We start from the raw sequence: 25,109 nt of genomic DNA, 5'->3' as shown, positions 1-25,109 counted from the left end.
GAAAACAGATTTCTTTGAAAAAAAGTAATAGAACCACGTACTTAGGACTAGCCGTCGCGCTAGCGACTTGGTACAATAAAGTTGTAACAGTAGTGGCTAATAAGATATAATCATCTCAGAAAGAAAAGAGGAACTATTATGCCACAAACTTACACACCTGAATTTAAAAAGAAAATTGTCCGTCTCCATCTGGAAGAAGGACGTACTTACAAAAGCATCACCGCTGAGTATGGTGTATCAAAAGCCAGTATCTCTAAATGGTGTGCTGAATTTAGCGAAGAATGCCAGACAAAAGCCATTTTAAATCCAGAATCCCCAAATGAAGCTGAGTTGATGAAAGAGAATCTCCGTCTTCGGAAAGAGCTTGAAGAATCACGAAAGGAGAATCTTTTCTTAAAAAAAGCGGCGGCATTCTTTGCAAAAGAAATCGATTAGAGGCTTATCGGTTTATTGAAAAATACCATGACTATTTTGGCTTGCGCTGGCTGCTCAGGCGGCTTGACATCTGCCCAAATGCTTATTATAACTACCGGAAACACCGGAAGGCGGATTATGATACCCAAAAATCAGAGGTACAGGCAAAAATCCGGGAGATTTACCATGAGCACAGAGGTGTGGATGGATACCGGAGCATGACAGTTTATCTGGCACGCCAAGGATATCGCTACAGCCCAACAACCATTCATAAATACATGAATACAGAGATGAAATTATTTTCCATTGTACGTCCTAAAAAGCCGGTTTGCGGACATGCCAAACCGCATAAAGTGTTTGATAACATGCTTCATCAGGATTTTACTGCAGAAAAACCGAATCAAAAATGGTGTACGGATTTTACATATCTGTTTTTAAAGAACCATGAGGTGAGGTATAACTGCACGATCCTGGATCTTTATGACCGCAGCGTGATCGCGAGTATCACAGACCGGAATATCACCAGTGACCTTGCTGTCCGCACGCTGAAAAAGGCGTTAGGATCACAACCATCTATCAAAGAAGGGATAATCCTGCATTCTGATCAGGGAACACAATATACGTCGAAAGCATTTACCGAATTCTGTGAATCGGTAAATGTGACGCAAAGCATGAGCAAAGCAGGTTACCCATATGACAACGCACCGATGGAGCGTTATTTCAACACATTGAAAAATGAGTGCACAAACTTGTATGAATTCACTACGGAAGAAGCGCTTTATCAGACTGTCGAGGAATTCGCATATGTTGCCTACAATCATGTGCGTCCCCATAGTTTCAATGGTTATCGCACCCCTTTTGAAACACGGAATGCAGCATAATTGATTTATGATATTTTTTTAGCCACAAGTGTTACAAAAATGCTTGACCACAACAAACCTTTTTCAGATCCGGCTCCTGAGGTGGCTGGATGCCTTTTCGGAAATGTATCATTTCCTATACCAGTGAACGCATTTCCCTGTTCCAGGTCCGTTCCGGTTCGTTCTCTATACTGTCTTTCAGGTAACGCAGTACATGGGCAAGACATTCCTGATGATCTGACCCATAATGATAAAAGGTCTTGTCATGATCGTGGATAAGGATTCCCTGATAATCCTCCGTGACAGTACCTTTTACCCCGTTATGTCCTTTTTTCTCGCGGGCAAAATACAGCGCTTTTCCATCCGGTGTCGCGCAAACATATACCTGGCAGCTCTTTCCGTTTTCCCTGGCAGTGGTACAATCTGTATGCATAACGGGAGAAAGCAGCATATCTGCATAGGCAGACCTGCGTTCAGGCTCAGTTTTTAAAGCAAACTCCTTACCGAGTTTACTTACCATTCCTTTCGATATATTTAACTTTCCACCAGTCAGGTCTGACAGGAATTTCCTGCTCTTATCAATAGAAGTACAACAGTCATTATTTAAAAGGAACAGGAACGCCCGAATGTTGCCATCATAATTCACATCATCAATAACGCCGTCCGGAAAGGCAGCATGTACACGTTCTCCTGTCTGGCTGTTATAATAAACATCTGCATGGTATTCTTTTACATCCAGGACCATACGGATGCTTACCAGTTGTTTTACGATGGTCTTTGCAGTCTTTTTAAAAAAGCGGTCTTCAAGGACTTCTTCCCGCGGTGGAAGAAGTATTACTGGTTGTGTTGGCTCCTGTTTCTTTCGTCTATGTCCTTTATGACCGGGTTGACCTCCCGGCTTTCTGCCTGTTTTTTCCCTGCTGTTTGTGATTTTTTTATGCTTGATGGTTTTCGAGGAAGGAATCGATGAATTTTCATAATCCCGGTTTATCTGTGCACGGAGTTTCAGGTTTTTCCCCAGTTCTTCCTCCAGTTTGGAAGCTGTCTCATAAAATTTAACCTGGAGTTCTTTTACCTTATCCAATGCATCCTCTCTTTGTTTTTCGGCAAAAAGAGCACGCTTCTCCATTTCTCGAAGTTTTTGATCTGCTTTTTTCTGCATAGCTTCAAACTCTAAAAGCATGGCTTCCAAAACCTGAAACCAGTAGTTACGTACGCGGATTGTTTCTTTATGTGCATCCGTCACTGCAGTCTCCAGCGTCCGGATCTTATGTTCATAAGTTCTGCAATCCTTTTGATGGAGTTCTTTCAGCTGGATATATTTTTCACCGGATTCAAGTTCTTTATTTCTGGCCTGTGCAGCTTTCAGCCGGCACATAAGTGTGATGTAATCATAGGTGTCAGGCATACATTTTCCTCCAGCACATTTATAATCAAACGCCGCTGATTATATCTGTGATCTTTGAAATATGATCTTCTAGGTATTCGATCAATTCTTTCTGCTTTTGGATAAATTCCTCCTGGATCTCAATCTGTTTGAGATAACCAGCAAGAAGTTCATCACGTTTTCTAAGCTCTTCAATTAAATCCATGTCCATGAACCTCTTTCCTTTTTCGTTAAAAAGAGTATAACAAAAATACACTCAAAAAGCGAATCACCTGAAATTACACTTTCGTCAAATTGACTGTGGATAAAGAGTCTTTTTGTAACTGGAAATGCTTTAATATGAGTGTTTAAACAACACGAACAGCAGATAAAATTTAAATTTTGGTGTATAACTTTCTCCCAAAAGAATAGCAGGAAAAACTATAAACACAGTTTTTCCTGCCTAAAACAATTATCCACAAAATAAAAAAATAAATTTCGTCATTTTTTACAATGACTTATGCTAACCCTTGAACAGTAACATTTTATCTGCAGATATATTCCCCTCAAGCAGTGGGCTTTTGATGATTCCCACTCCCCAAAGTACCAAAAGTTTAAAATCGATGAACTCCCTCTGATCACGGACTTCCGTCAGGACTGGACTTACAAAGAACTCATTCCTTACTACGAAAAACGTTATGGTAAGAAAATCCGTCCGATCAGCCGCCGGTCAGAATGTGACATCCCTGACTCCTGTACCTGCCCGCGTTGTGATGCCCCAAAACTGTTCCTCTACAAGAATAACGGTTCCAAAGGACAGCTCATGTGCAAGATCTGTGATTCCAGGTTCTCACCCGATGAAAGCAGATTTTCTTCCGTAAAGCTACGCTGCCCTCACTGTGGCAATACCCTGGTTCCTAAAAAGGACAGAAAACACTTCATTGTCCATAAGTGCGTTAATCCCAAATGTCCGTATTACCTCCACAATCTCAAGAAAGTTGACAAAGCAGACCTCGCAGAGGATTATGGCAAAAACAAATATCAGCTTCACTATATCTACCGTGAGTTCACGATGGATTTTTTCAGCATGGATTTAAATACCCTGCCTAAAAATGCTTCTTCACTTAAATTCAATAAGCACAATTCCCATGTCATGTCCTTATGCCTGACGCTCCACGTCAATCTGGGACTTTCCCTGCGAAAGACATCACAGGCTTTAAAAGACCTGTATAACATCAGCATTTCCCATCAGCAGATCGCCAACTACTGTAAAACCGCTGCGATCTGTATCAAGCCATTCGTTGACCAGTATCCTTACGAGAAAAATAATGTCTTCACTGCTGACGAAACTTACATAAAGATCCGTGGTATCAAAACTTACGTCTGGCTGATCATGAATGCAGCCACACGTTCCATCCTCGGCTATCAGGTCTCCGATAACCGTGGTGTTGGCCCCTGCATCCTTGCCATGCGTATGGCTTTCCATGGGCTTGCAAAACTCCCAAAAAATTTTAAATTCATTGCGGATGGTTACAGTGCTTATCCTCTTGCTTCAATGGAATTCGCAAAGAAGTTTGGCAAAGACTTTACATTCACAGTTACCCAGGTCATTGGACTTACCAACGACGATGCTGTCTCTACAGAACATCGTCCATTCAAACAGATGATTGAACGACTGAACCGTACTTATAAAGCTTCTTACCGCCATACAAATGGGTTCGACAACATCGACGGTGCCAACTATGATCTGGCGCTCTGGGTCGCTTACTATAATTTCCTGCGTCCACATAAGCATGCAGGCTATAAAGTCCTCAATGAAGTAGAAATGCTTCAGGGTGTCGACAATATGCCTGGCAAGTGGCAGCTTCTGATCTTTCTTGGACAACAGACCATTCTGAACATACAGAAAAATGGTACTGCTGCATCGGAGCGGAACTGTTGTCAATAGAACCGTGGAATACCGGAACAGACGGCTTTGCCGGCTGCGAGGATATGCCGCGAAAGTTTATTGACATAAAGTTCTCGGATTATCCTATCCAGCAGAAAAGGGGCAACTGCGCCCTTTTCCTGCCTTCCGGCGAGGATGGGCTCGGGCAAAGCCCGATAATGGATCAAGGGACTGGTCCCTTGTAGGTTCTTAGGGCACCCCCCTAAGCCCTCGGAGAGCTTATTGGAATTAATATCTGCAATTTTCAAGGTTCATCAGAGCCTTTTTCTTTGACTCTGTTTTTCATAAATCATTTGACACTACCTTTAATATAAAATAAAGGCTTTTCAGCCGTGAAACAACATTATAAAATTACTCTACCGTAACACTCTTTGCTAGATTTCTCGGTTTGTCTACATCCAATCCCTTGGCAACGGACACATAATATCCCAATAATTGCAAAGGTATCACAGCTAGGCTACCGATAAAATGTTCGTCCATCTTTGGAACATAGACCGTGAAGTTCACCTGATCTTCGATTTCATACTTGCCATAAGTAGTGAGCCCCATCAGATAAGCGCCACGGCTCTTGCATTCCAACATATTGCTGATTGTCTTTTCGTAGAGTTCGTTCTGGGTCAGCACACCGATGACCAGTGTTCCCTGCTCAATCAGGCTAATGGTTCCGTGCTTCAGTTCGCCAGCAGCGTATGCTTCAGAGTGTATGTAGCTGATTTCTTTCAGCTTCAAGCTACCTTCCAAGCCGACCGCATAATCGATGCCACGCCCCACGAAGAAAACATCATGAGAATTGGCATACTTTGCTGCAAACCACTGGATGCGCTCTTTATCTTCCAGAGCTTTCTGCATCTTCTCTGGGAGAGTCAACAGTTCAGAAATATAGTAGCTGTACTGCTCCTCCGTGATTTTTCCTCTGACCTTTGCAAACTGAACTGCCAGACAGTACATGGCTGCTAGCTGTGCGCTGTATGCCTTGGTCGTTGCAACAGAGATCTCAGGGCCAGCAAGTGTGTAGAACACCTTATCTGCTTCACGGGCAATGCTACTACCGACAACATTAACGATTGCCATTGTGATTATGCCTTTTTCTTTTGCCAACCGCAGTGCCGCCAACGTATCTGCCGTCTCACCAGACTGGCTGACAACAATCACCAGTGCCTTCTGATTGAGCGGCATCTTACGATAGCGAAACTCAGATGCAAGTTCCACACGCACCGGGATATCCACTATATCTTCTAACACATACTGAGCAGCCATGCCCACATGCCATGCAGACCCACAGGCAACAATATAGATCTGCTCGAAGTTTTTGATCTCATCCTCAGTGATTTCCACACTGGACAGGTCGATGGCACCGTCCTTGATGACAGAGTTCAAGGTATCTTGAACTGCTTTCGGTTGCTCATGGATCTCTTTCATCATGAAATGCTCAAAGCCGCCCTTTTCCGCCGCCTCTGCGTCCCACTTAATCTCTGTCGTCTGCTTCTCGATTTCATCACCGTTCAAATCGTAGAAGTGAGCTTCACCCGGAACGAGCCTTGCGAACTCAAGATTGCCGATGTAGTACACATTGCGAGTGTATTTCAGAATTGCAGGGACATCCGAAGCTACATAGGTTTCGCCATCCGCAATACCAATGATCATCGGGCTATCCTTGCGCGCCACCCAAATCTCACCCGGATAATCCCGGAACATCAGTTCAAGAGCGTAGGAGCCACGGACACGTACCATCGTCTTAGCAATGGCATCGATAGGACCAAGATTGTACTTTTTATAATAGTAGTCCACCAGCTTGATGACTACTTCAGTATCCGTCTGACTATAGAACGTATAGCCATGCTTCAACAGCTTTTCTTTCAGTTCAGTATAGTTCTCGATAATGCCGTTATGTACGCCAACGACCTCAGACTCCACTGTACCAGAACCAGAACGGGTACAGTTACCTGAAACATGCGGATGTGCATTGGTTTGGCTCGGCTCACCGTGAGTTGCCCAACGAGTATGACCAATACCACAGGTTCCTTTTAACGCCTTACCTCCATCTGTTTTCTCGATCAGATTGGACAAGCGCCCCTTCGCTTTCACGACCTGTGCCAGTTCTTCGCCATCACGGACAGCTAACCCTGCCGAGTCATATCCTCTATATTCCAGTTTTGACAGACCGTCCAAAAGAATCGGTGCTGCTTGCCTTTTTCCTATAAAACCAACGATTCCACACATAGGCTTATTCCTCCCATTGCTTACTTCTCTACTCTATTATGCTTTTCCTCTATGTAAAGCGGTTTCGATTAATTCCAGCTCCATTCCTGGCTTTACACCTTATATCCCTTTTCGCTGATTGCCTTGACAACTTCATCAACATACTTCCGGCAGGTATCGTGGTCAGGGGCTTCCACCATCACGCGGACAAGCGGCTCGGTACCGGACTCACGCACCAGAATACGACCAGTGTCGCCCAGTGCTTCCGCAACCGCCTTGACAGCCTCCTGCACTGCCGGATCGTTCTGTGCAGCCTTTTTATCGGTCACGCAAACATTTTCCAGCACCTGCGGATAGATCTTCAAAGGTTCAGCCAGCTTGCTCATAGGCATCTTCCTGGCCAGCATGACCTCCATCATCTTCAGACCGGTCAGGATACCATCGCCAGTGCTTGCGTACTTAGAGAAGATAATGTGGCCGCTCTGCTCACCACCGATACGGCAGCCGCTCTTTGCCATATACTCGTAAACATACTTGTCGCCCACAGCGGTCTTGGCATAACCGATTCCCTGCTCATCGAAGGCCTTGTAGAGGCCAAAGTTGGACATGACCGTAGTGACCACCGTATTATTCATCAGCTCACCGTTCTCTTTCATGTAGCAGCCGTAGATGTACAGGATATGGTCACCGGTGATGACATTGCCCTTTTCATCTACACACAGGCAGCGGTCTGCATCGCCGTCAAAGGCAAAACCGATATCTAACCCCTTCTCCACCACGAACTTCTGCAGACCCTCGATATGCGTAGAGCCAGCGTTATTGTTGATATTCAGACCGTTCGGCTTATTGTTGATGACGTAGGTGTCTGCGCCCAGTGCATCGAAAATGCTCTTAGCAATATTCCAGCTTGCACCGTTGGCACAGTCCAGGCCGACCTTGACACCCTTGAAAGAATAGATGCCCAGAGAGATCAAATAGCCCATATAACGGTTGCGGCCTGCCACATAGTCCACCGTGCAGCCGATATGCTCACGATGGGCAAAGGGCAACTCCGACCATTCCTTATCAAAGACGTGGAGCTTGCCGTCAATGTAGTCCTCCACCAGCGTCAAAGTCTCCTCGGACATTTTCTCGCCGTAGCAGTCGATCAGCTTGATGCCGTTGTCGTAGTAGGGGTTGTGGCTGGCAGAGATCATGATTCCGCAGTCGAAATCATCCACGCGAGCAATATAAGCCACAGACGGGGTGGTCGTGACATGGAGCAGGTAAGCGTCTGCGCCGGAAGCCGTCAGACCAGCCACCAGGCTGTACTCAAACATGTAAGAGCTGCGACGAGTGTCCTTGCCGATGACGATACGGGCGGGCTCGTTGTCGCCGCCGTTACGCTCACGCAGAGCGTTGTAATACCAGCCTAAGAAACGGCCAACCTTGTAGGCATGGTCAGCGGTTAGAGTGATTCCAGCTTCACCACGGAAGCCATCGGTTCCAAAATACTTTCCCATTTTATTGCTCCTCAATATAATTCTTTACACATGTACATTTTAGCGAACCTCTTTGTAACACACTCAGCTAAGTATTGCTTCTTGCTATCGTATTCTCTTACTCCTCAACTTTACTTCATAGCACAACAACAAGCCTGTATACAGATTGCAGTGACAATCTATACGCAGGCTTGTCCTCGTACCTCCTTATTTTGTTTTCTGCCCTATCAGCTTTCGCTGTGGTGGGTTAAGTATAGAGCGCAACCAGAAGCCATTAACCCCTGAAAACACGCTGGCCATAACGCACCATGACAAGCAGAAACAAGTTGAGGTAAAAAGGTCAAGCCGCGCAAACCCGCATGAAATCAGGCTTTTCTCTGGTTGTCCATATTATTTCACACTCCCCACCAAGGATCGGCGGCTGGGAAATAGAGAACACATAGTCCATCTTGCCAACCTTGAAGGTCGCACCCATTGCTCCAAAGAAATAGGAAACAATGTTCTTCACACGGCTCTTCTTATTGGTCTTGCTGAACTCCGGCACACGGATTCTCAGCACTTTCACGCCGTTGATTTCTTCTTCGTAATATTTCTGTGTCTTATATTTATCTTCAATGGTTCCTAAATAGCTTGGAACCACACAAATTATCGTAATATCAAACTTATCCAACATGCCTTCTGCGAGTTCACGGAGAATCTGACCTGTGGATGCAGTATCAGGTATGTAGTAATGTGCATAAATCAGCAGTTTCTTTTTTTCCATCCTGCATCTCCCCTCTGTGTACTTCTCTACTCACACTATTAGTCACGCTGGAAAATATCGCGTGTATAAACCTTATCCTTCACATCATCAAGGCACATGTCATAACGGTTTGCAATAATAGCATGGCTCATTTCCTTGAACTTCGCCAGATCATTGACTACCGTGCTGCCAAAGAAAGTAGCACCATCTTTCAGAGTCGGCTCATAAATAATCACAGTTGCGCCCTTTGCCTTCACACGCTTCATAACACCCTGAATGGAGCTCTGGCGGAAGTTATCGGAATTTGACTTCATAGTCAGACGGTATACGCCGATAGTCACAGACTTTTCCTGCTGCGCATTGTACTCATTGTCCTCGTCATAGCCATAATAACCAGCCAGCTTCAGGACGCGATCTGCGATGAAGTCTTTTCTTGTACGGTTGCTCTCAACAATCGCTTCAATCAGGTTTTCCGGCACGTCGGCATAGTTTGCCAGCAGCTGCTTCGTATCTTTCGGCAGACAGTAACCGCCATAGCCGAAGGACGGGTTGTTATAATGGCTGCCGATACGAGGATCAAGGCAAACACCGTCAATGATCTGCTGGGTATTCAGCCCCTTGCTTTCTGCATAGGTATCCAGCTCATTGAAGTAGGCCACACGCAGAGCCAGATAAGTATTAGCAAACAGCTTGACTGCCTCAGCCTCGGTGAAGCCCATGATCAGCGTGTCGATGTTCTCCTTGATAGCACCTTCCTGCAGCAGACCTGCAAACTCATGTGCTGCCTCTACCAGCCGCTCATTGTTCGGATCAGTACCGACAATGATACGGGAAGGATACAGGTTGTCGTAAAGAGCCTTGGATTCCCGCAGGAACTCCGGGCTGAAAATGATATTCTTGCTGTTGAACTTTTCTCTCACACTTGCCGTGTAGCCCACAGGAATCGTTGACTTGATTACCATGATGGCGTTCGGATTGTACTCCATGACCAGCTTGATCACAGCCTCGACAGCAGATGTGTCGAAGTGCTGCGTGTGACTGTCGTAGTTTGTCGGAGCCGCGATTACAACAAAATCTGCATCTGAATATGCAGTCTTTGCATCCAAGGTTGCAGTCAGATCCAAATCCTTTTCCGCCAGATATTTTTCAATATAATCATCCTGAATCGGTGACTTCCGGTTATTTATCATCTCAATTTTTTCCGGAACAATATCCACTGCAACAACTTTATGATGTTGTGAAAGCAAAGTTGCAATTGACAATCCCACATAACCAGTTCCAGCTACAGCAATTTTGTATTTCTTCATAATACTTCTCCTTTTGTTCTCGTTGCACCAATCCTCTAAATAATAATTTTTATTTATATTCTAATCTCTTAAAGAACAGATACACTTCTTTGATTTTCTCCTACGCATGTTTATCATACTAACAAATCAACTGATAATCAATAAGGTATTTATTACAATCAAATGTTTTTCTTTACTGTCAGTACTTCAGTCTTATTTTTAATACCACAAATTTATTTTACTTCCACCAAGCTTCTACTTAATATACTCAGAATATTACCCCATCAGTCAAAGTATTCATTTATACATTCCTGTCTCTCCTAAGCATATATCATTTTTTAGTAGATTACTGTCTTATTGTACATTTAGCATACTTCTTACCACAAAAATTCACTTTCCCACATATCTACACCGGAATCCTGGAACACGTTCCTGAGTCTTCTCCTTAAATGCTCTTTTGTGACACCTTTTTTCAGGATAACTTGCAGGAATCCGCCTTCGCCGGATCCTGAGATAAACTTTCCATCAATGAGATCTTCACAGGATTCAAAAATCTGATCAATACATGTGTTAGTTGATCCTGCATCCAGTTTCTTCGATACCTCCCAGTGCCGGTTCAGCAGTTTTGCAAATTCATCAATCCGCCCCTGTTCCAGTTCATACCGCATCAAAACTGCCAGATGTTTCATTTCTTCCAATGCTTCAATGGATTCCGGACGTCCGCCGATATATCCGCCAACTACATATCTCAGAAGATTTCTGGCAAGGCGTCTCTGTCCGGTATAAATCAGTGCAAACCGTTCCTGAAGCTCTGCTTTTGTTGCTTCATCCAGTTCTATGTGTTCTACTTTAATTTCCTGTTTCATCCCTGGCTTTGTTGTAATGTATTTCACTCCTGGAGTCAGGCCTCCTACCTGATCCTGCCAGCCGCCGCCTGTACTCATGATCTGTTCCAGATTCAACACTCGCTGATACAGAACACTGTCGGACCAGTCTTCTCCTAAAAATTCACCAATCGCCTTGACAGCAGCTCCTTCAAGAATACTGCTGGTTCCCAACCCGGAGCCTTTCGGTACATTACAAACCCGGGTGGAAATATAAATTCCGCCTCCCAGACGTCTTAAAATATCCTGAAGATTCACACTGCCGTGCTGCGGGATAATACCACAGGCAATCAGTGCTGCCTTATGTAATGCAAAGGAATTATAACATGCCATCTTTAAATCGGGAGGGAACTCCTGCCATTCCTATCAGAAATTCGTCAAATAAAGTTGAGGGCCGTCCATCGGGAAGTTCCCGTGGAACAGGAGAAAATAATTTTCCACATACTGAATACTGCGGCACTCTTTTGCTGTCTCCTCCTGAATGAATCACCAGAACTCGTTTACCATGGAAATTCCCGCCAAAACCTTCCTGTTCAGAAAGGACACGAAGTACCTGTAAATTTGCTCCTCCTGATCCGATCCTCTTCCCGTCAGGATCCGAAATCACCAGAAACTTTGTATTTTTAGGTAAAACTCCCCTTTCCTGTCTGTACCTGATCTGACATTCAAACGCTTCTGCCTGCGCTTCATTAGAAGCGGTCAGCACTACATAGTCCCACTGAGTATAGCTTGTTTTCCGGATACTTCTCATGTAGTCTTCCCAGGCATCCAGGTAGCTCTGTCTCAAAAAAAAGATTTTTCAGTCTTCTGTATTTCTGCATATTTTTCATCATTCTGCTCCTTCAATTTACAAATACAGGGATTTCCGGTACATCAGTCTCTTTTAATCATTAATGTTTTTTTCCTGTAAAATCATAATTACATCACATAGATCCATCTCTCTTTAAGACAGCAGCAACCGTCTTAAACAGGATTCTGAAATCCAGTCCCATGCTCCAGTTTCTTATATATTCTGTATCCAGCTTTACTACTTCTTCAAAGTCAGTGATATCGCTTCTGCCGCTGACCTGCCACATTCCGGTAATTCCCGGTTTCATGGCGATTCTTGCTTTGTGATGATATTCATACTCTTCATACTCGGATTTTAACGCCGGACGGAAGCCTACCAACGACATCTGTCCAAGAAGCACATTAAGGAACTGCGGAAACTCATCCAGTGACGTGGATCGGATGAACTGACCGATCCCGGTCTTTTTTGTGCCGTCCGGAAGGACCTTGTTTCCGATGATTCTCGGATCAAAGTCCAGCTTAAACATCAGATTGCTGCTCATTTTATTTTCTTTCATCAGTTCAGCTTTCCGCTCTTCCGCGTCCATATACATGCTTCGGAATTTGTACATCTTAAATATCTTACCATTCTGTCCTACACGTTCCTGACTGAAAAAAATCGGTCCCGGTGAACTTATATATAATGGGTGCTACAAACACAAAAATGATCCCTGTGGCAATACATCCCGCCAGACCTGCAGCAATATCCATGGTTCTCTTTAAAAAGGCCTGTCTCATGGTCATATAGTTAATACTCGTGGTCAGCACTGTGTATTCTCCGACTTTTCCAATGGATTGTTTGCCTAATGTGCTGTTTGTAATCTTTACAAGATTCAAATGCACTGTAAGTCCCATTTCAGAGCATCTTTCTATTAATTCCTTTGGGTACGGGATACTTTCATCCAGATTTATAAATACTTCGTCTACCCAGCTCTGACGCAGAAATTCTGCTACATTTTCTGCATTTGCAACAACGGGAACGCCCTCAATATCCTCTCCTGTCATATCCCGGTCCAGAACTATAACGCCATTCATCTGATACATTTCATAGTTATGATTTTTAATGCTCTTTACTACTTTTTCGGCAATCTTACTGGAAGTAATGATAATCAGAGAACTGTCGCCGCCTGTTTTCATTTTCTTTTTCAGATAGCGTTTCCACAAAATACGTGCGCCGTAGGCAAAGACAGCATAAAAAATGCCCATTAAATAAAACGCAGTTCTGGAATACATATTTCCTTCCTGTACGCTGAGCAAATACAGGCTTCCCACCAGTATCAGCATCACTGCCTGTTTTATGGAAGAAACAAGTTCTATGTAATATCCTCTTTTTAATACATTCTTATAGGACTCAAACAGAAATATAACAGCTATATCTGCCAGTTCTATAAAGATTGCCATATTTCGATATATTGGTACACTGTAGGGATTCCATTCTCCCATCCGACACACATAGGAAAAATAGAATGCAAGCTGAATACACAGTAAGTCCAATAAGATAAAGTCAACATGTTTTACCCAACCACTTGAATTTTTCCGATACATTGATATCCTCCAACCTCAAACTTAATATTTTTCTTTTCGTTTTTCCGTTGCCATGAAGCTGATCAAAAACCAGACGCTTCATCCCGCTGCAAAAGTTCTGAATACGCTAAATAGCCTGTAAATGGTCTTCTTCTAACATTTGCAGGCTGAATATGATATTTTCAACAGTATTGGATGCTTATTGCAAATTGTGTGTGGATGTTTTATCATATCCAATAAAACTTTATTCAGTTTAGCAGTAACTTTCCCGTTCATAGTTCCACAAAGCACTTGCATTTTGCCCCCCCACAAAAATCCGGGAACGCAAAAAACTGCCTGTTTTCAGGCGCAGTCATATATTTCTGTGAATTTTTCATATTTCTCCTTCCAGCTTCTCCTTATCACATAAATTGTAATAATTATGCAGTCTGTTTTTCCTGCCACTGAAAAAGCTTCTGCCGTAAAGCTGATACGCTGTCACAAAACCTGTAATATATTGTATATTTTAACATAGCATATCTTGTATGTAAAGTTGCAAAAAAGACTGAATTGGTCTAAATCTATGCCTCCTTTATGACAGATATCAACAATTTCATACTAAAATCATCTGATTTTAACATAAATTTCCTCTTTCTTTATTTATGAAAAATCAGTAAAATACATTCTTACGGAACATTTGTTATCTGCGGAAAACAGACTGCATAATACAGTTTTTCCCGATAAATACAAAAAGCACAGGAATCTGATATAATTCCTGTGCCTCAAGTAATATCTTTATTGCTGCTCTCGGAAAGAGACTTTTTATTTATCTCTCCAGATAATTCTGCCCTTGGACAGATCATACGGAGAAAGCTCGATTGTTACTTTATCTCCCGGAAGGATACGGATAAAATTCATACGAAGCTTACCGCTGATATGAGCGAGAACCACATGTTTGTTCTCCAGCTCTACCTTAAACATTGCGTTTGGAAGCTTCTCCAGTACAGTTCCTTCTACTTCAATCACATCTGCTTTTGACATCCTTAACCTCCTGTGTCATCTGTCATTTTGTAAGAGTCAGAATTTCCGGTTCGCCGTCTGTGATCAGAACGGTGTTTTCATAATGAGCGGAAAGAGATCCGTCCATTGTGACAACTGTCCAGTCATCGTCCTCCCAGGCCACGTCTGCGCGGCCAATATTGATCATCGGTTCAATTGCCAGAGTCATGCCCGGCATCAGCTTGATCCCACGGCGCTTCTGAGGAAAGTTTGGTATCTGGGGATCCTCATGAAGATGAGTTCCGATTCCGTGTCCAACCAGATCACGCACAATACCATAATTATATTTTGCTGCATAAGCTCCGATTGCCTTGGAAATATCATTCAGATGATTTCCTGCCTTTGCAAATTTAATGCCCTCAAAGAAGCTCTGCTTTGTTACTTCCATAAGCTGACGGGCTTCCGGAGAAACTTCTCCTACTGCATAGGTACGGGCTGCATCAGAATGATATCCCTGATAGATCAGTCCCGCGTCGATCTTTACAAGATCTCCCTCCTGAATGATTTTCTTTTTGGACGGGATTCCGTGTACCACTTCATCATTGATGCTGATACAGAAGGATCCCGGAAATCCGTTATAATTCAGAAAATTCGGAGTACAGCCCAGAGAGCGGATCATTTCCTCTCCGATACGGTCCAGTTCCTTGGTGCTGATTCCCGGTCTGATATGAGCAGCCAGTTCATTGTGGACCTTTTCCAGTAAATGACCGGCATGTCTCATAAGCTCTATTTCATGTTCTGACTTAATTGAAACTGACATTTTTTATTCTCCTAAAACTCCCACGATTTCCTGGAATACTTCATCCAGAGAACGTGTTCCGTCTACTGTTTTTAATACACCCTGCTCTGTATAGTAATCGATCAGAGGCTGTGTCTGCTCGTGGTATACGTTCAGACGCTTCTGAACAGTTTCCGGCTGGTCATCGTCACGAAGAACCAGTTTCTCTCCGCAGGTATCGCATACGCCTTCTGTCTTCGGAGCCGCATAAACAAGATGATAGGTAGCTCCGCATTTCAGGCAGGCGCGTCTTCCGCCCATACGGTTTACGATGTTTTCATCCGGAACATCCACATCAATGGCAAAGTCGATCTTGCTTCCCAGTTTCTCAAGAGCCTCTGTCAGACATTCTGCCTGAGGAATGGTTCTCGGAAAACCGTCAAGAACATAGCCGTTCTTTGCATCATCCTGCTGGATTCTGTCTACTACAAGATCACAGGTCAGTTCATCAGGTACAAGAAGCCCCTGATCCATATAGGTTTTTGCTTTTTTGCCAAGCTCCGTGCCGTTTTTGATGTTTGCACGGAAAATGTCTCCTGTGGAAATATGGGGAATTCCATATTTCTCAGCAATTTTTTTTGCCTGAGTTCCTTTTCCGGCACCCGGCGCACCCAGCATAATAATCCTCATAATCATACCCTCCTTATATTCCAGGACAAACAGGCAGCAATAAGGCGCTGTCCTGATTTATCCCTGATAACTTAAAATGGCTGCAGCATGCAGAAGCACACCGCAACCTTCATTTCCTGTGCACAACTTCATTGCTGACAATAAATTTGCGCACTAGTTAGCCAGAAAGCCTTTATAGTTGCGGACAAGCAACTGAGATTCAATCTGTTTCACAGTCTCAAGGACAACACCTACAACGATAATAAGTGAGGTTCCTCCAAAGGAAACCTGAGCCTTAAAGATACCGTTAAAGAAGAACGGAATAACTGCCACGATGATCAGGCCAACTGCGCCTATAAATATAATGTAAGTCAGGAGTTTCTCCAGATAATCGGATGTTGGTTTACCCGGACGGATACCCGGAATAAAGCCGCCCTGTTTCTTGATATTATCTGCAACTTCCAGTGGATTAAAGGTAATGGAAGTATAGAAATATGCAAAGAATACACAGAGAACAATATATACGATCAGGCCCCAGCTGTATTTCAGCTGAGACGGATCACACCAGTTACTGGAAGACAGCCCCTTCAAAATTTCACTTCCGATTCCTGTACCATTTGCTTTGCCTGCAAACTGAGCGATCAGTCCCGGGAAAGACATAATGGAAGAAGCAAAAATGATCGGGATAACTCCGGCAGTGTTTACTTTCAGAGGAATATGGTTTGTCTGACCGCCAACAAGCTTTCTTCCAACCATCTTCTTGGAATACTGTACCGGAATTCTTCTTTCAGCTCCGTTGAGAATAAGAACAAATACGACTACCACAAGAATAACTGCAAAGATGATCACACCTGCAAGCATTCCCTTGGCAATTGTTTTGCCTTTAATAAAGTTCTCATACAGAGTTACCATATCACTTGGGATTCTGGACACGATATTTACTGCAAGTACAATAGAAATACCATTTCCGATTCCCTTTTCTGTGATACGCTCACCAATCCACATCAGCATAGCAGATCCTGCTGTCAGAGATACTACTACAACAATACCCTTAAGAATGTTCATGTCCTGAACAATGTTGCCTCTTGCAAAACCGATTGTCATTGCAACAGACTCAAACAGAGCAAGACCAACCGTTACATAACGGGTAATTGCTGTCATCTTCTTTCTTCCTTCTTCACCGTCTCTGTGCATTTCTTCCAGAGCAGGGATGGCAATTGTAAGAAGCTGGATGATAATGGATGATGTAATATATGGTGTAATGTTCAGAGCAAATATGGACATACTCTCAAAGGAGCCGCCGGTGAACGCATCAAAGAAGTTAAATGCGTCCCCGGTGTTGCTCTGAAACCACTGTCTGAATACGTCGCTGTCCACACCCGGAACAGGAAGCTGAGATCCGATTCGGATGACAAAGATCATTCCGATCACGTAAAACAGCTTACGACGCATCTCTTTTACTCTAAAGAGACTTTTGAGAGTTTCAAACATTAAATCACCTCTACTGTACCACCAGCAGCTTCAATTTTAGCTTTTGCGGTCTCGCTGACAGCGTTCACTTTTACGTTAAGTTTCTTAGTCAGCTCACCGTTTCCAAGAATCTTTACACCGTCGCCGATTTTGGAAATTGCGCGGCTTTCCAGCAGACTCTCAGCTGTAACCTCTGCTCCGTCCTCAAAACGATTCAGAACGTCAACATTGATTGCAATGATCTCTTTGGAGTTTCTGTTTTTGAAGCCTCTCTTCGGAAGACGTCTGTATAAAGGCATCTGTCCACCTTCAAATCCCGGTTTCTTGTGTCCGGAACGTGCTAACTGTCCTTTATGTCCTTTTCCGGCTGTCTTTCCGTTTCCGGAACCATGTCCACGGCCTCTTCTGAAGTTATCACTGTGCTTGGAACCTTCTGCAGGTCTCAGGTTTGATAAATCCATGTTTGGCACCTCCTTTTATTATCTATACTGTGTAGAATTACTCTTCAACTTTTACCAGATGCTGAACCTGTTTGATCATTCCTCTTGTTGCAGCATTATCCGGCATTTCAACTGTTTTATGCATTTTTGTAAGTCCCATAGCAACTACAGTCTTTTTGTGTTTCGGAACTGCACCGATTGGAGACTTTACTAATGTAACCTTAATTGTATCTGCCATTTTTCGTTTCCTCCTTATGCCAGAATCTCATCTACAGATTTTCCGCGAAGTTTAGCAACTTCTTCCGGAGTCTTCAGCTGGCTGAGACCTTCGATGGTAGCCAGGACAACATTCTGTTTATTTCTGGAGCCCATACATTTTGTACGGATGTTCTTGATACCTGCAAGCTCGATTACGGCACGTGCCGGACCTCCGGCGATTACACCAGTACCTTCCGGAGCACGTTTCAGAAGCATCTCAGCGCTTCCGAATTTGCCTACGAAGTCATGTGTGATAGAACCGTTCTCGTCTCTTGCTACTGTTACCAGTTTTTTCATAGCATCTTCTTTTCCTTTGCGGATCGCTTCCGGAATTTCAGCTGCCTTTCCTAAACCTGCACCAACATGTCCGTTGCCGTCACCTACAACAACCAAAGCTGTGAAACGGAAGTTACGGCCACCTTTAACAACCTTGGTAACACGTTTGATTGACACTACTTTATCTTCTAATTCTAACTGACTAGCATCAATAAGATTATGTTTCATGTGTCTTTTTCCTCCCTTTTAGAATTTCAGTCCAGCTTCTCTTGCTGCGTCTGCTAATGCTTTAATTTTTCCGTGGTAAATGTAGCCTCCTCTGTCGAAAACTACGCTCTCGATACCTGCTTCAACTGCTTTCTTACCGATTACAGTTCCAAGATATGCTGCTGCTTTTACATCGTCTGTATGCTCAAGCTCTGCTTTTACATCTTTCTGAAGAGTAGAAGCTGATACTAAAGTTTTTCCCACGCTGTCATCAATAATCTGTGCATAGATATGCTTGTTGGAACGGAATACTGCCAGTCTTGGAGTAGTTGCTGTTCCATTCAGATGATGACGGAGTCTTCTATGTTTCTTTTCACGAATTTCCGCTCTGGATGCTTTCTTAATCATGTTCTCACTCTCCTTATTTATTTCTTACCGGTCTTACCGACTTTACGTCTGATCACTTCGTCAGCATATTTGATTCCCTTGCCCTTATATGGCTCCGGTCTTCTCTTATCTCTGATCTCTGCTGCAAACTGACCAACTTTTTCTTTGCTGATACCGGAAACAATGATCTTGTTTCCATCAACTTTGGACTCGATTCCTTCAGGATCTTCCATCTCTACCGGGTGAGAATATCCAAGAGAAAGCACAAGCTTTTTGCCCTGCTTCTGAGCTCTATAACCTACACCGTTTACCTCAAGCTCTTTTGTATAGCCTTCGTTTACACCTGTTACCATGTTCTGGATAAGGCTTCTTGTTAAACCGTGCAAAGCTTTCATTTTTTTCAGATCGTTTGGTCTTGTAACAACTACATGACCATCTTCTACTTTGATTTCCATTTCTGTAGGAAGCGCTCTTTCAAGTGTTCCCTTTGGCCCTTTAACGGTCACTACATTGCCTGCTGCAACATTTACTTCAACGCCTGCAGGAATAGCTACCGGAAGTCTGCCGATACGTGACATAATATTGTCCTCCTTACTTAGATTGTCGGAGAGATGCAAGATCTCTCTGTTTTCAGTGTTTATATCTTTCTTTATTTCAAGATATCATAATTTTACACGCATCCCTCAACTAAACTCGCCCGCACTACAGCTGGGCTCGTTAAGGTTCGGGATGGACCTCGCACTAAATTCATGCTGCGCCTGACGGCATGCATTCATTAAGTTGCTTTCAGCCTACCATACGAATGCAAGAACTTCTCCGCCGACATGAAGCTTACGAGCCTCTTTGTCAGTGATAACGCCCTTGTTTGTGGAAATGATTGCGATTCCAAGTCCGCCAAGTACTCTCGGCAGCTCATCCTTGCCTGCGTATACACGAAGACCCGGTTTGGAAATTCTCTTCAGACCTGTGATGATCTTGTCGTTTTTAGTCTCACCGTATTTCAGTGTGATATGAAGTGTTTTGATAACACCGTCTTCTACTAAATCATACTTTGCAATATATCCCTCGTCAAGAAGAATATTTGCGATAGCAATTTTCATTTTGGATGCCGGAACATCTACTGTGTCATGTTTTGCAGTATTAGCGTTACGGATTCTTGTAAGCATATCTGCAATCGGATCGCTCATTGTCATGTTAGTTTCCTCCTCTAATTTTCTTTTCAGACTTTACATGATTCGTTATTATTTATATAAATCTGCACAAGGAAGTTCGGTTCACTAAATTCAGCCTTTGCGTTTGCCCGGCTTCATTAAGCTCCCTCGAACGACCTTTGTACTAAATTCATGCTGTGCCTGACGGCTTGCATTCATTAAGTGTTTTCGATTACCAGGATGCTTTCTTTACGCCCGGGATCTGACCTTTGTAAGCCAGTTCACGGAAGCAGATACGGCAGATACCGTATTTTCTTAAGTAAGCGTGCGGACGACCGCAAATTCTGCAGCGGCTGTATTCTCTTGTGGAGAATTTCTGTTTGCGCTGCTGTTTGATTTTCATTGCTGTTTTAGCCATTTAAATTCTCCTCCTTATTTAGCAAAAGGCATGTTGAACTGTGTCAGAAGCTCACGAGCTTCCTCGTCAGTCTTCGCTGTTGTAACGAAGATAATGTCCATACCTCTTACCTTGTCTACTTTATCGTACTCAACTTCAGGGAAGATCAGCTGCTCTTTGATACCAAGAGCGTAGTTTCCTCTGCCGTCGAATGCGTTCGGGTTTACACCACGGAAGTCACGTACACGAGGAAGTGCAAGGTTGATCAGACGATCAGCGAACTCGTACATCTTCTCTCCTCTTAATGTTACTTTACAGCCGATCGGCATACCCTCTCTGATTTTGAAGTTAGCCACAGATTTTTTAGCCTTTGTTGCAACGGCTTTCTGACCTGTGATAAGCTCCATATCTGCGATAGCAGCGTCGAGAAGCTTAGCGTTCTCCTTAGCTTCACCAACACCCATGTTGATAACGATCTTTTCGAGCTTCGGCACTTCCATAACGTTTTTGTATCCGAATTTTTTGGTCATGTTATCCATGATCTCATTTTTGTAAAGTTCTTTTAATCTACTCACCTGTCATGCCTCCTCTCTTATTTATCGATAACCTCGCCTGTTGCTTTTGCAACACGGACTTTTTTGTCTCCGTCCATCTTGAATCCGACTCTGGTTGCTTTTCCGTCTACTACCAGCATCACGTTAGATACATGAAGAGCGGCTTCTTTCTTTGTGATTCCGCCTGCCTGGTTTGCTGCAGATGGTTTGCTGTGCTTAGTAACCATGTTGACGTTTTCAACGATCACGGTGTTGTCTTTTACGTTAACGGCAAGGACTTTGCCCTCTTTGCCTTTATCTTTTCCAGCGATTACTTTAACAGTGTCGCCTTTTTTAATCTTCATAGCTGACATTAGGCACCCTCCTATAATACTTCCGGAGCTAAGGAAACGATCTTCATGAATTTTTTCTCACGAAGCTCTCTGGCAACTGGTCCAAAGATACGAGTTCCTCTCGGAGTTAAATCGTCTTTAATGATTACGGCTGCATTTTCATCGAAACGGATGTAGGATCCGTCTTTACGACGAGCGCCTTTTTTGGAACGAACAACAACAGCTTTTACTACGTCACCTTTTTTAACAACGCCGCCTGGTGTTGCATCTTTAACAGTAGCAACGATAGTGTCGCCGATATTTGCATATCTTCTTGTAGAGCCGCCCATAACACGAATACAAAGGATTTCTTTTGCACCAGTGTTATCGGCAACTTTTAATCTGGTTTCCTGCTGAATCATACTGGTTTCCTCCTTATTTAGCTTTCTCTACGATCTCAACCAGTCTCCATCTTTTGTCCTTGGACAGCGGTCTGGTTTCCATAACTTTTACGGTATCACCGATATTGCACTCATTCTGTTCATCATGAGCTTTTAATTTATATGTTCTCTTCACGATTTTTTTGTAAAGAGGATGTTTTACATGGTCTTCAATTGCAACTACGATGGTCTTGTCCATCTTATTGCTGACAACCTTACCCACACGGGTTTTTCTCAGATTTCTTTCCACGATTCTGTCCTCCTATATTCACTATTTCGCAGCGTTTGCCTGCTCAGTGATTACTGTCTGGATTCTGGCAATATTCTTACGAACCTCTTTGATCCGGCTTGTATTGTCTAATTGATTAGTTGCATTCTGAAATCTCAGGTTAAAAAGTTCTTTCTTAGCAGCTACTAATTCTTCGTTTAATTCTGCAGCTGATTTTGCTTTTAAATCTTCCACGAATTTATTAATTTTCACTGTTATCACCGCCTTCTAAGTCTGCACGAGAAACGATTTTACATTTACATGGTAACTTGTGCATTGCAAGACGTAATGCTTCACGGGCAACCTCTTCGGATACGCCTGCAATCTCAAACATTACACGTCCTGGCTTAACAACTGCTACCCAGTATTCCAGGGAGCCTTTACCGGAACCCATACGTGTTTCTGCTGGTTTCGCTGTTACTGGTTTATCTGGGAAAATCTTAATCCAAACCTGACCACCACGTTTGATGTAACGTGTCATGGCAATACGGGCTGCCTCGATCTGATTAGATCTGATCCAGCACGGTTCGGTAGCAACAAGCCCGAATTCACCATAATTGATTTTGTTACCTCTAAGGGCTTTACCTCTCATGGAGCCACGGAATTGTTTACGACGTTTTACTCTTTTTGGCATTAACATTATTTATCGCTCCCTTCCTTAGTTCCTTTTGTGGGAAGTACTTCACCATTGTAGACCCAAGCTTTTACGCCAACTTTACCGTAAGTTGTGTCTGCTTCTGCGAAGCCATAGTCGATGTCAGCACGAAGTGTCTGAAGCGGAATAGTTCCTTCGCTGTAGAACTCTGTACGAGCCATATCAGCTCCGCCAAGACGTCCGGATACGGATGTTTTGATTCCCTTTGCTCCGGCTTTCATTGTTCTCTGCATTGTAGATTTCATTGCACGACGGAAAGAAATACGGTTCTCAAGCTGAAGTGCGATGTTCTCTGCAACAAGCTGTGCATCTCTGTCCGGTCTTTTCACTTCTTTGATGTCAACGATCAGTTTTTTATCTGTATATTTCTGAAGCTCAGCTTTTACTTTTTCGATCTCAGATCCGCCTTTACCGATTACGATACCCGGTTTAGCAGTGTAGATGATGATCTTAACTCTGTCAGATGCTCTTTCGATCTCAATCTTGGAAACACCTGCGCTGTACAGTTTTTTCTTCAAAAATGTTCTGATATTGTAGTCTTCAACCAGATAATCTGCGAAGTCTGCTTCTGCATACCATCTGGAATCCCAATCCTTAATAATACCGACTCTAAGGCCATGTGGATTAACTTTCTGTCCCATGCTCTTCCTCCTTATCTTTCATCCAGCACGATGGTGATATGGCTTGTTCTCTTCTCGATTCTGTAAGCTCTACCCTGTGCTCTTGGCTGAATCCGCTTCATTGTAGGTCCTTTGTTTGCATAGCACTCTGCAATGTAGAGGTTTTCTGCGCTCATACCGTTGTTGTTCTCAGCGTTTGCGATTGCTGACTCAAGCAGCTTTTTGAGAACGCTGGAAGCATATCTCGGGTTATATGTGAGGATACCAAGTGCTGTCTGCACATCTTTGCCACGGATCGCATCTAATACATAGCATGCTTTCTGAACAGAAACTCTTGCATAAGATAATTTTGCAGACGGTCTTGTCTCTTTATTATTCTCATTTCTGGCTCTCTTAATCTGGCTTCTATGTCCCTTTGCCATTTTAAAGTGCCTCCTTTCTCGTAATCAATCATCTATGGGAATCACCGTGGCCACCCTTCACTGATGTCCGGTGACCAGGCGAATATTCTTATTTTATCTGCGAACTGCCGCTACAGTCTCACAAATTATCTGACACCGGATTTCTTCTCGTCTTTTCCGTGTCCTCTGTAAGTTCTTGTTGCAACGAACTCACCGAGTTTATGTCCTACCATATCCTCTGTAACGTATACCGGAACGTGCTTTCTTCCGTCATGGACAGCGATTGTATGTCCTACGAAGGAAGGGAAGATGGTGGAACGACGTGACCATGTTTTGATCACGGATTTATCGTTTGCAGCATTCATAGCGTCAACCTTTTTCAGCAGGCTTGCATCTGCGAAAGGTCCTTTTTTCAATGAACGAGACATTCTGTACCCTCCTTATTATTTCGCTAAAGCTTTTCCATCGCGTCTTCTTACGATGAGCTTGTTGGACTGTTTGTTTTTCTTTCTGGTCTTCAGACCAAGAGCAGGTTTGCCCCATGGTGTGCACGGACCCGGACGGCCGATACCGGTCTTTCCTTCACCACCACCGTGCGGATGGTCATTCGGGTTCATTACAGAACCACGAACTGTAGGTCTGATTCCCATGTGACGTTTACGTCCAGCTTTACCGATGTTTACAAGGTTGTGGTCTCCGTTTCCAACTTCACCGATTGTTGCGCGGCATACAAGCGGAACCATTCTCATTTCACCTGACGGTAATCTTAATGTTGCATATTTGCCTTCTTTAGCCATTAACTGAGCGCCGTTTCCAGCAGAACGAACCATCTGTCCGCCCTTTCCAGGATGAAGCTCAATGTTGTGGATCATGGTACCAACCGGGATAAGTTCCAGTGGCAGGCAGTTACCAACACGGATTTCTGCCTCCGGTCCGTTCATAACCTTCTGTCCAACCTTAAGTCCTTCCGGAGCAAGGATGTAAGCTTTCTCGCCGTCTGCATAGCAGATCAGAGCGATGTTTGCTGTTCTGTTCGGATCGTACTCAATTGTTTTAACTGTTGCCGGGATACCATCTTTTCTTCTCTTGAAGTCGATGATTCTGTATTTTCTTCTGCTTCCGCCTCCGCGGTGTCTTACTGTGATCTTGCCCTGGTTGTTACGTCCGGCATTTTTCTTTAAAGACACTACTAAGGATTTCTCTGGGGTGCTTGTTGTAATCTCAGAGAAGTCAGAACCAGTCATATGTCTTCTTGACGGTGTATATGGGTTATAGGTCTTAATTCCCATGGTGTTTCTCCTTTCGAATTTGTTATCG

General features: G+C 43.6%; 30 protein-coding genes and 2 pseudogenes. 2 read left to right on the top strand and 30 right to left on the bottom strand.

The annotated features are described in order from the left end of the window. The first annotated feature begins 138 nt into the window (after window positions 1-138). Window positions 139-1,295, top strand: a protein-coding gene (locus NSA57_RS12990) for an IS3 family transposase (RefSeq protein ID WP_257465046.1) whose coding sequence is annotated in 2 segments (ribosomal slippage) — window positions 139-388 and window positions 388-1,295 — 1,158 coding nt in all. Because the reading frame shifts where the segments join, the coding sequence is not laid out codon by codon here. Window positions 1,296-1,410: 115 nt separating this feature from the next. Here the strand turns inward: NSA57_RS12990 and NSA57_RS12985 are convergent. Further along, window positions 1,411-2,682, bottom strand: a complete 1,272-nt coding sequence (locus NSA57_RS12985; RefSeq protein ID WP_257465045.1) for an IS66 family transposase — start codon at window positions 2,680-2,682, stop codon at window positions 1,411-1,413. A 25-nt stretch (window positions 2,683-2,707) separates the two neighbouring features. Beyond that, the gene (locus tag NSA57_RS12980; protein ID WP_257465044.1) at window positions 2,708-2,866 is read right to left on the bottom strand and encodes a hypothetical protein; all 159 of its coding nucleotides are present in this window, start codon (window positions 2,864-2,866) and stop codon (window positions 2,708-2,710) included. Between the two features lie 315 nt (window positions 2,867-3,181). On the opposite strand from NSA57_RS12980, the pseudogene NSA57_RS12975 reads away from it, so the two are divergent. After that, a pseudogene (locus NSA57_RS12975) lies at window positions 3,182-4,588 on the top strand (DDE-type integrase/transposase/recombinase); the annotation flags it as partial. Between the two features lie 351 nt (window positions 4,589-4,939). Here the strand turns inward: NSA57_RS12975 and glmS are convergent. From glmS to rplB, 28 genes and pseudogenes are all read right to left on the bottom strand, one after another. After that, window positions 4,940-6,808: a glutamine--fructose-6-phosphate transaminase (isomerizing) gene (gene glmS, locus NSA57_RS12970; protein WP_257465043.1), complete on the bottom strand. Its 1,869-nt coding sequence runs from the start codon at window positions 6,806-6,808 to the stop codon at window positions 4,940-4,942. A 92-nt stretch (window positions 6,809-6,900) separates the two neighbouring features. Further along, complete coding sequence (glmM, locus tag NSA57_RS12965) at window positions 6,901-8,289, bottom strand: phosphoglucosamine mutase (RefSeq protein WP_257465042.1); 1,389 nt, start codon at window positions 8,287-8,289, stop codon at window positions 6,901-6,903. 319 nt (window positions 8,290-8,608) lie between these two features. Further along, window positions 8,609-9,031: a glycosyltransferase family protein gene (locus tag NSA57_RS12960; protein WP_257465041.1), complete on the bottom strand. Its 423-nt coding sequence runs from the start codon at window positions 9,029-9,031 to the stop codon at window positions 8,609-8,611. Between the two features lie 38 nt (window positions 9,032-9,069). Next, window positions 9,070-10,317 (bottom strand): nucleotide sugar dehydrogenase, encoded by a 1,248-nt coding sequence (locus NSA57_RS12955; protein WP_257465040.1) that lies wholly within the window; start codon window positions 10,315-10,317, stop codon window positions 9,070-9,072. A 356-nt stretch (window positions 10,318-10,673) separates the two neighbouring features. Then, window positions 10,674-11,513 carry a GHMP family kinase ATP-binding protein gene (locus NSA57_RS12950; RefSeq protein WP_257465039.1) on the bottom strand — a complete coding sequence of 280 codons (840 nt, stop codon included), beginning with the start codon at window positions 11,511-11,513 and terminating at the stop codon, window positions 10,674-10,676. Beyond that, a complete protein-coding gene (locus NSA57_RS12945) occupies window positions 11,500-11,931 on the bottom strand; it encodes a fucose pyrophosphorylase domain-containing protein (protein WP_257465038.1) in 432 nt (143 codons plus the stop codon). Before NSA57_RS12945 ends, NSA57_RS12950 begins: the two co-directional genes overlap by 14 nt. A gap of 172 nt (window positions 11,932-12,103) precedes the next feature. Next, window positions 12,104-13,553: pseudogene (locus NSA57_RS12940) on the bottom strand (sugar transferase). Between the two features lie 780 nt (window positions 13,554-14,333). After that, window positions 14,334-14,552: a translation initiation factor IF-1 gene (infA, locus tag NSA57_RS12935; protein ID WP_005428560.1), complete on the bottom strand. Its 219-nt coding sequence runs from the start codon at window positions 14,550-14,552 to the stop codon at window positions 14,334-14,336. A gap of 22 nt (window positions 14,553-14,574) precedes the next feature. Beyond that, window positions 14,575-15,330: a type I methionyl aminopeptidase gene (gene map, locus NSA57_RS12930; protein ID WP_147597936.1), complete on the bottom strand. Its 756-nt coding sequence runs from the start codon at window positions 15,328-15,330 to the stop codon at window positions 14,575-14,577. A gap of 3 nt (window positions 15,331-15,333) precedes the next feature. After that, a complete protein-coding gene (locus NSA57_RS12925; RefSeq protein ID WP_022067316.1) occupies window positions 15,334-15,978 on the bottom strand; it encodes an adenylate kinase in 645 nt (214 codons plus the stop codon). Between the two features lie 153 nt (window positions 15,979-16,131). Further along, a complete protein-coding gene (gene secY, locus NSA57_RS12920) occupies window positions 16,132-17,448 on the bottom strand; it encodes a preprotein translocase subunit SecY (protein WP_147597935.1) in 1,317 nt (438 codons plus the stop codon). Then, the gene (gene rplO / locus NSA57_RS12915) at window positions 17,448-17,888 is read right to left on the bottom strand and encodes a 50S ribosomal protein L15 (RefSeq protein ID WP_022067318.1); all 441 of its coding nucleotides are present in this window, start codon (window positions 17,886-17,888) and stop codon (window positions 17,448-17,450) included. The genes secY and rplO overlap by 1 nt, the downstream gene beginning before the upstream one ends. A gap of 37 nt (window positions 17,889-17,925) precedes the next feature. After that, window positions 17,926-18,105, bottom strand: coding sequence for a 50S ribosomal protein L30 (gene rpmD, locus NSA57_RS12910; RefSeq protein ID WP_022067319.1), 180 nt, complete (start codon window positions 18,103-18,105; stop codon window positions 17,926-17,928). Between the two features lie 14 nt (window positions 18,106-18,119). Then, a complete protein-coding gene (gene rpsE, locus NSA57_RS12905) occupies window positions 18,120-18,629 on the bottom strand; it encodes a 30S ribosomal protein S5 (RefSeq protein WP_022067320.1) in 510 nt (169 codons plus the stop codon). An 18-nt stretch (window positions 18,630-18,647) separates the two neighbouring features. Beyond that, a complete protein-coding gene (gene rplR / locus NSA57_RS12900; RefSeq protein ID WP_022067321.1) occupies window positions 18,648-19,016 on the bottom strand; it encodes a 50S ribosomal protein L18 in 369 nt (122 codons plus the stop codon). Window positions 19,017-19,033: 17 nt separating this feature from the next. Continuing rightward, complete coding sequence (gene rplF, locus NSA57_RS12895; RefSeq protein ID WP_022067322.1) at window positions 19,034-19,573, bottom strand: 50S ribosomal protein L6; 540 nt, start codon at window positions 19,571-19,573, stop codon at window positions 19,034-19,036. Window positions 19,574-19,786: 213 nt separating this feature from the next. Next, the gene (rpsH, locus tag NSA57_RS12890) at window positions 19,787-20,188 is read right to left on the bottom strand and encodes a 30S ribosomal protein S8 (protein ID WP_022067323.1); all 402 of its coding nucleotides are present in this window, start codon (window positions 20,186-20,188) and stop codon (window positions 19,787-19,789) included. Between the two features lie 190 nt (window positions 20,189-20,378). After that, on the bottom strand, window positions 20,379-20,564 hold the full coding sequence (locus NSA57_RS12885; protein ID WP_005424988.1) for a type Z 30S ribosomal protein S14: 186 nt from the start codon (window positions 20,562-20,564) through the stop codon (window positions 20,379-20,381). 14 nt (window positions 20,565-20,578) lie between these two features. Next, entirely contained in the window at window positions 20,579-21,118 is a 540-nt protein-coding gene (rplE, locus tag NSA57_RS12880) for a 50S ribosomal protein L5 (RefSeq protein ID WP_022067324.1), read from the bottom strand. Window positions 21,119-21,135: 17 nt separating this feature from the next. Beyond that, window positions 21,136-21,450 (bottom strand): 50S ribosomal protein L24, encoded by a 315-nt coding sequence (rplX, locus tag NSA57_RS12875; protein ID WP_022067325.1) that lies wholly within the window; start codon window positions 21,448-21,450, stop codon window positions 21,136-21,138. A gap of 11 nt (window positions 21,451-21,461) precedes the next feature. After that, on the bottom strand, window positions 21,462-21,830 hold the full coding sequence (gene rplN, locus NSA57_RS12870; RefSeq protein ID WP_022067326.1) for a 50S ribosomal protein L14: 369 nt from the start codon (window positions 21,828-21,830) through the stop codon (window positions 21,462-21,464). Window positions 21,831-21,843: 13 nt separating this feature from the next. Next, window positions 21,844-22,098, bottom strand: a complete 255-nt coding sequence (gene rpsQ, locus NSA57_RS12865) for a 30S ribosomal protein S17 (RefSeq protein WP_022067327.1) — start codon at window positions 22,096-22,098, stop codon at window positions 21,844-21,846. A 21-nt stretch (window positions 22,099-22,119) separates the two neighbouring features. Continuing rightward, window positions 22,120-22,329: a 50S ribosomal protein L29 gene (rpmC, locus tag NSA57_RS12860; protein WP_022067328.1), complete on the bottom strand. Its 210-nt coding sequence runs from the start codon at window positions 22,327-22,329 to the stop codon at window positions 22,120-22,122. Next, window positions 22,319-22,756 (bottom strand): 50S ribosomal protein L16, encoded by a 438-nt coding sequence (gene rplP / locus NSA57_RS12855; protein WP_022067329.1) that lies wholly within the window; start codon window positions 22,754-22,756, stop codon window positions 22,319-22,321. Before rplP ends, rpmC begins: the two co-directional genes overlap by 11 nt. Beyond that, on the bottom strand, window positions 22,756-23,412 hold the full coding sequence (gene rpsC / locus NSA57_RS12850) for a 30S ribosomal protein S3 (protein WP_138270700.1): 657 nt from the start codon (window positions 23,410-23,412) through the stop codon (window positions 22,756-22,758). The genes rplP and rpsC overlap by 1 nt, the downstream gene beginning before the upstream one ends. Window positions 23,413-23,423: 11 nt before the next feature. Then, window positions 23,424-23,813, bottom strand: coding sequence for a 50S ribosomal protein L22 (gene rplV, locus NSA57_RS12845; RefSeq protein ID WP_022067331.1), 390 nt, complete (start codon window positions 23,811-23,813; stop codon window positions 23,424-23,426). A gap of 125 nt (window positions 23,814-23,938) precedes the next feature. Then, window positions 23,939-24,220: a 30S ribosomal protein S19 gene (gene rpsS, locus NSA57_RS12840; protein WP_022067332.1), complete on the bottom strand. Its 282-nt coding sequence runs from the start codon at window positions 24,218-24,220 to the stop codon at window positions 23,939-23,941. Between the two features lie 15 nt (window positions 24,221-24,235). Then, the gene (rplB, locus tag NSA57_RS12835; protein ID WP_022067333.1) at window positions 24,236-25,081 is read right to left on the bottom strand and encodes a 50S ribosomal protein L2; all 846 of its coding nucleotides are present in this window, start codon (window positions 25,079-25,081) and stop codon (window positions 24,236-24,238) included. Window positions 25,082-25,109 lie beyond the last annotated feature (28 nt).

The organism is Blautia caecimuris, assembly GCF_024622975.1.
Classification (GTDB): domain Bacteria; phylum Bacillota; class Clostridia; order Lachnospirales; family Lachnospiraceae; genus Blautia_A; species Blautia_A caecimuris.
Note: the sequence above shows the minus strand (reverse complement) of the source record. Positions and strands in the feature narration are given on the sequence as shown.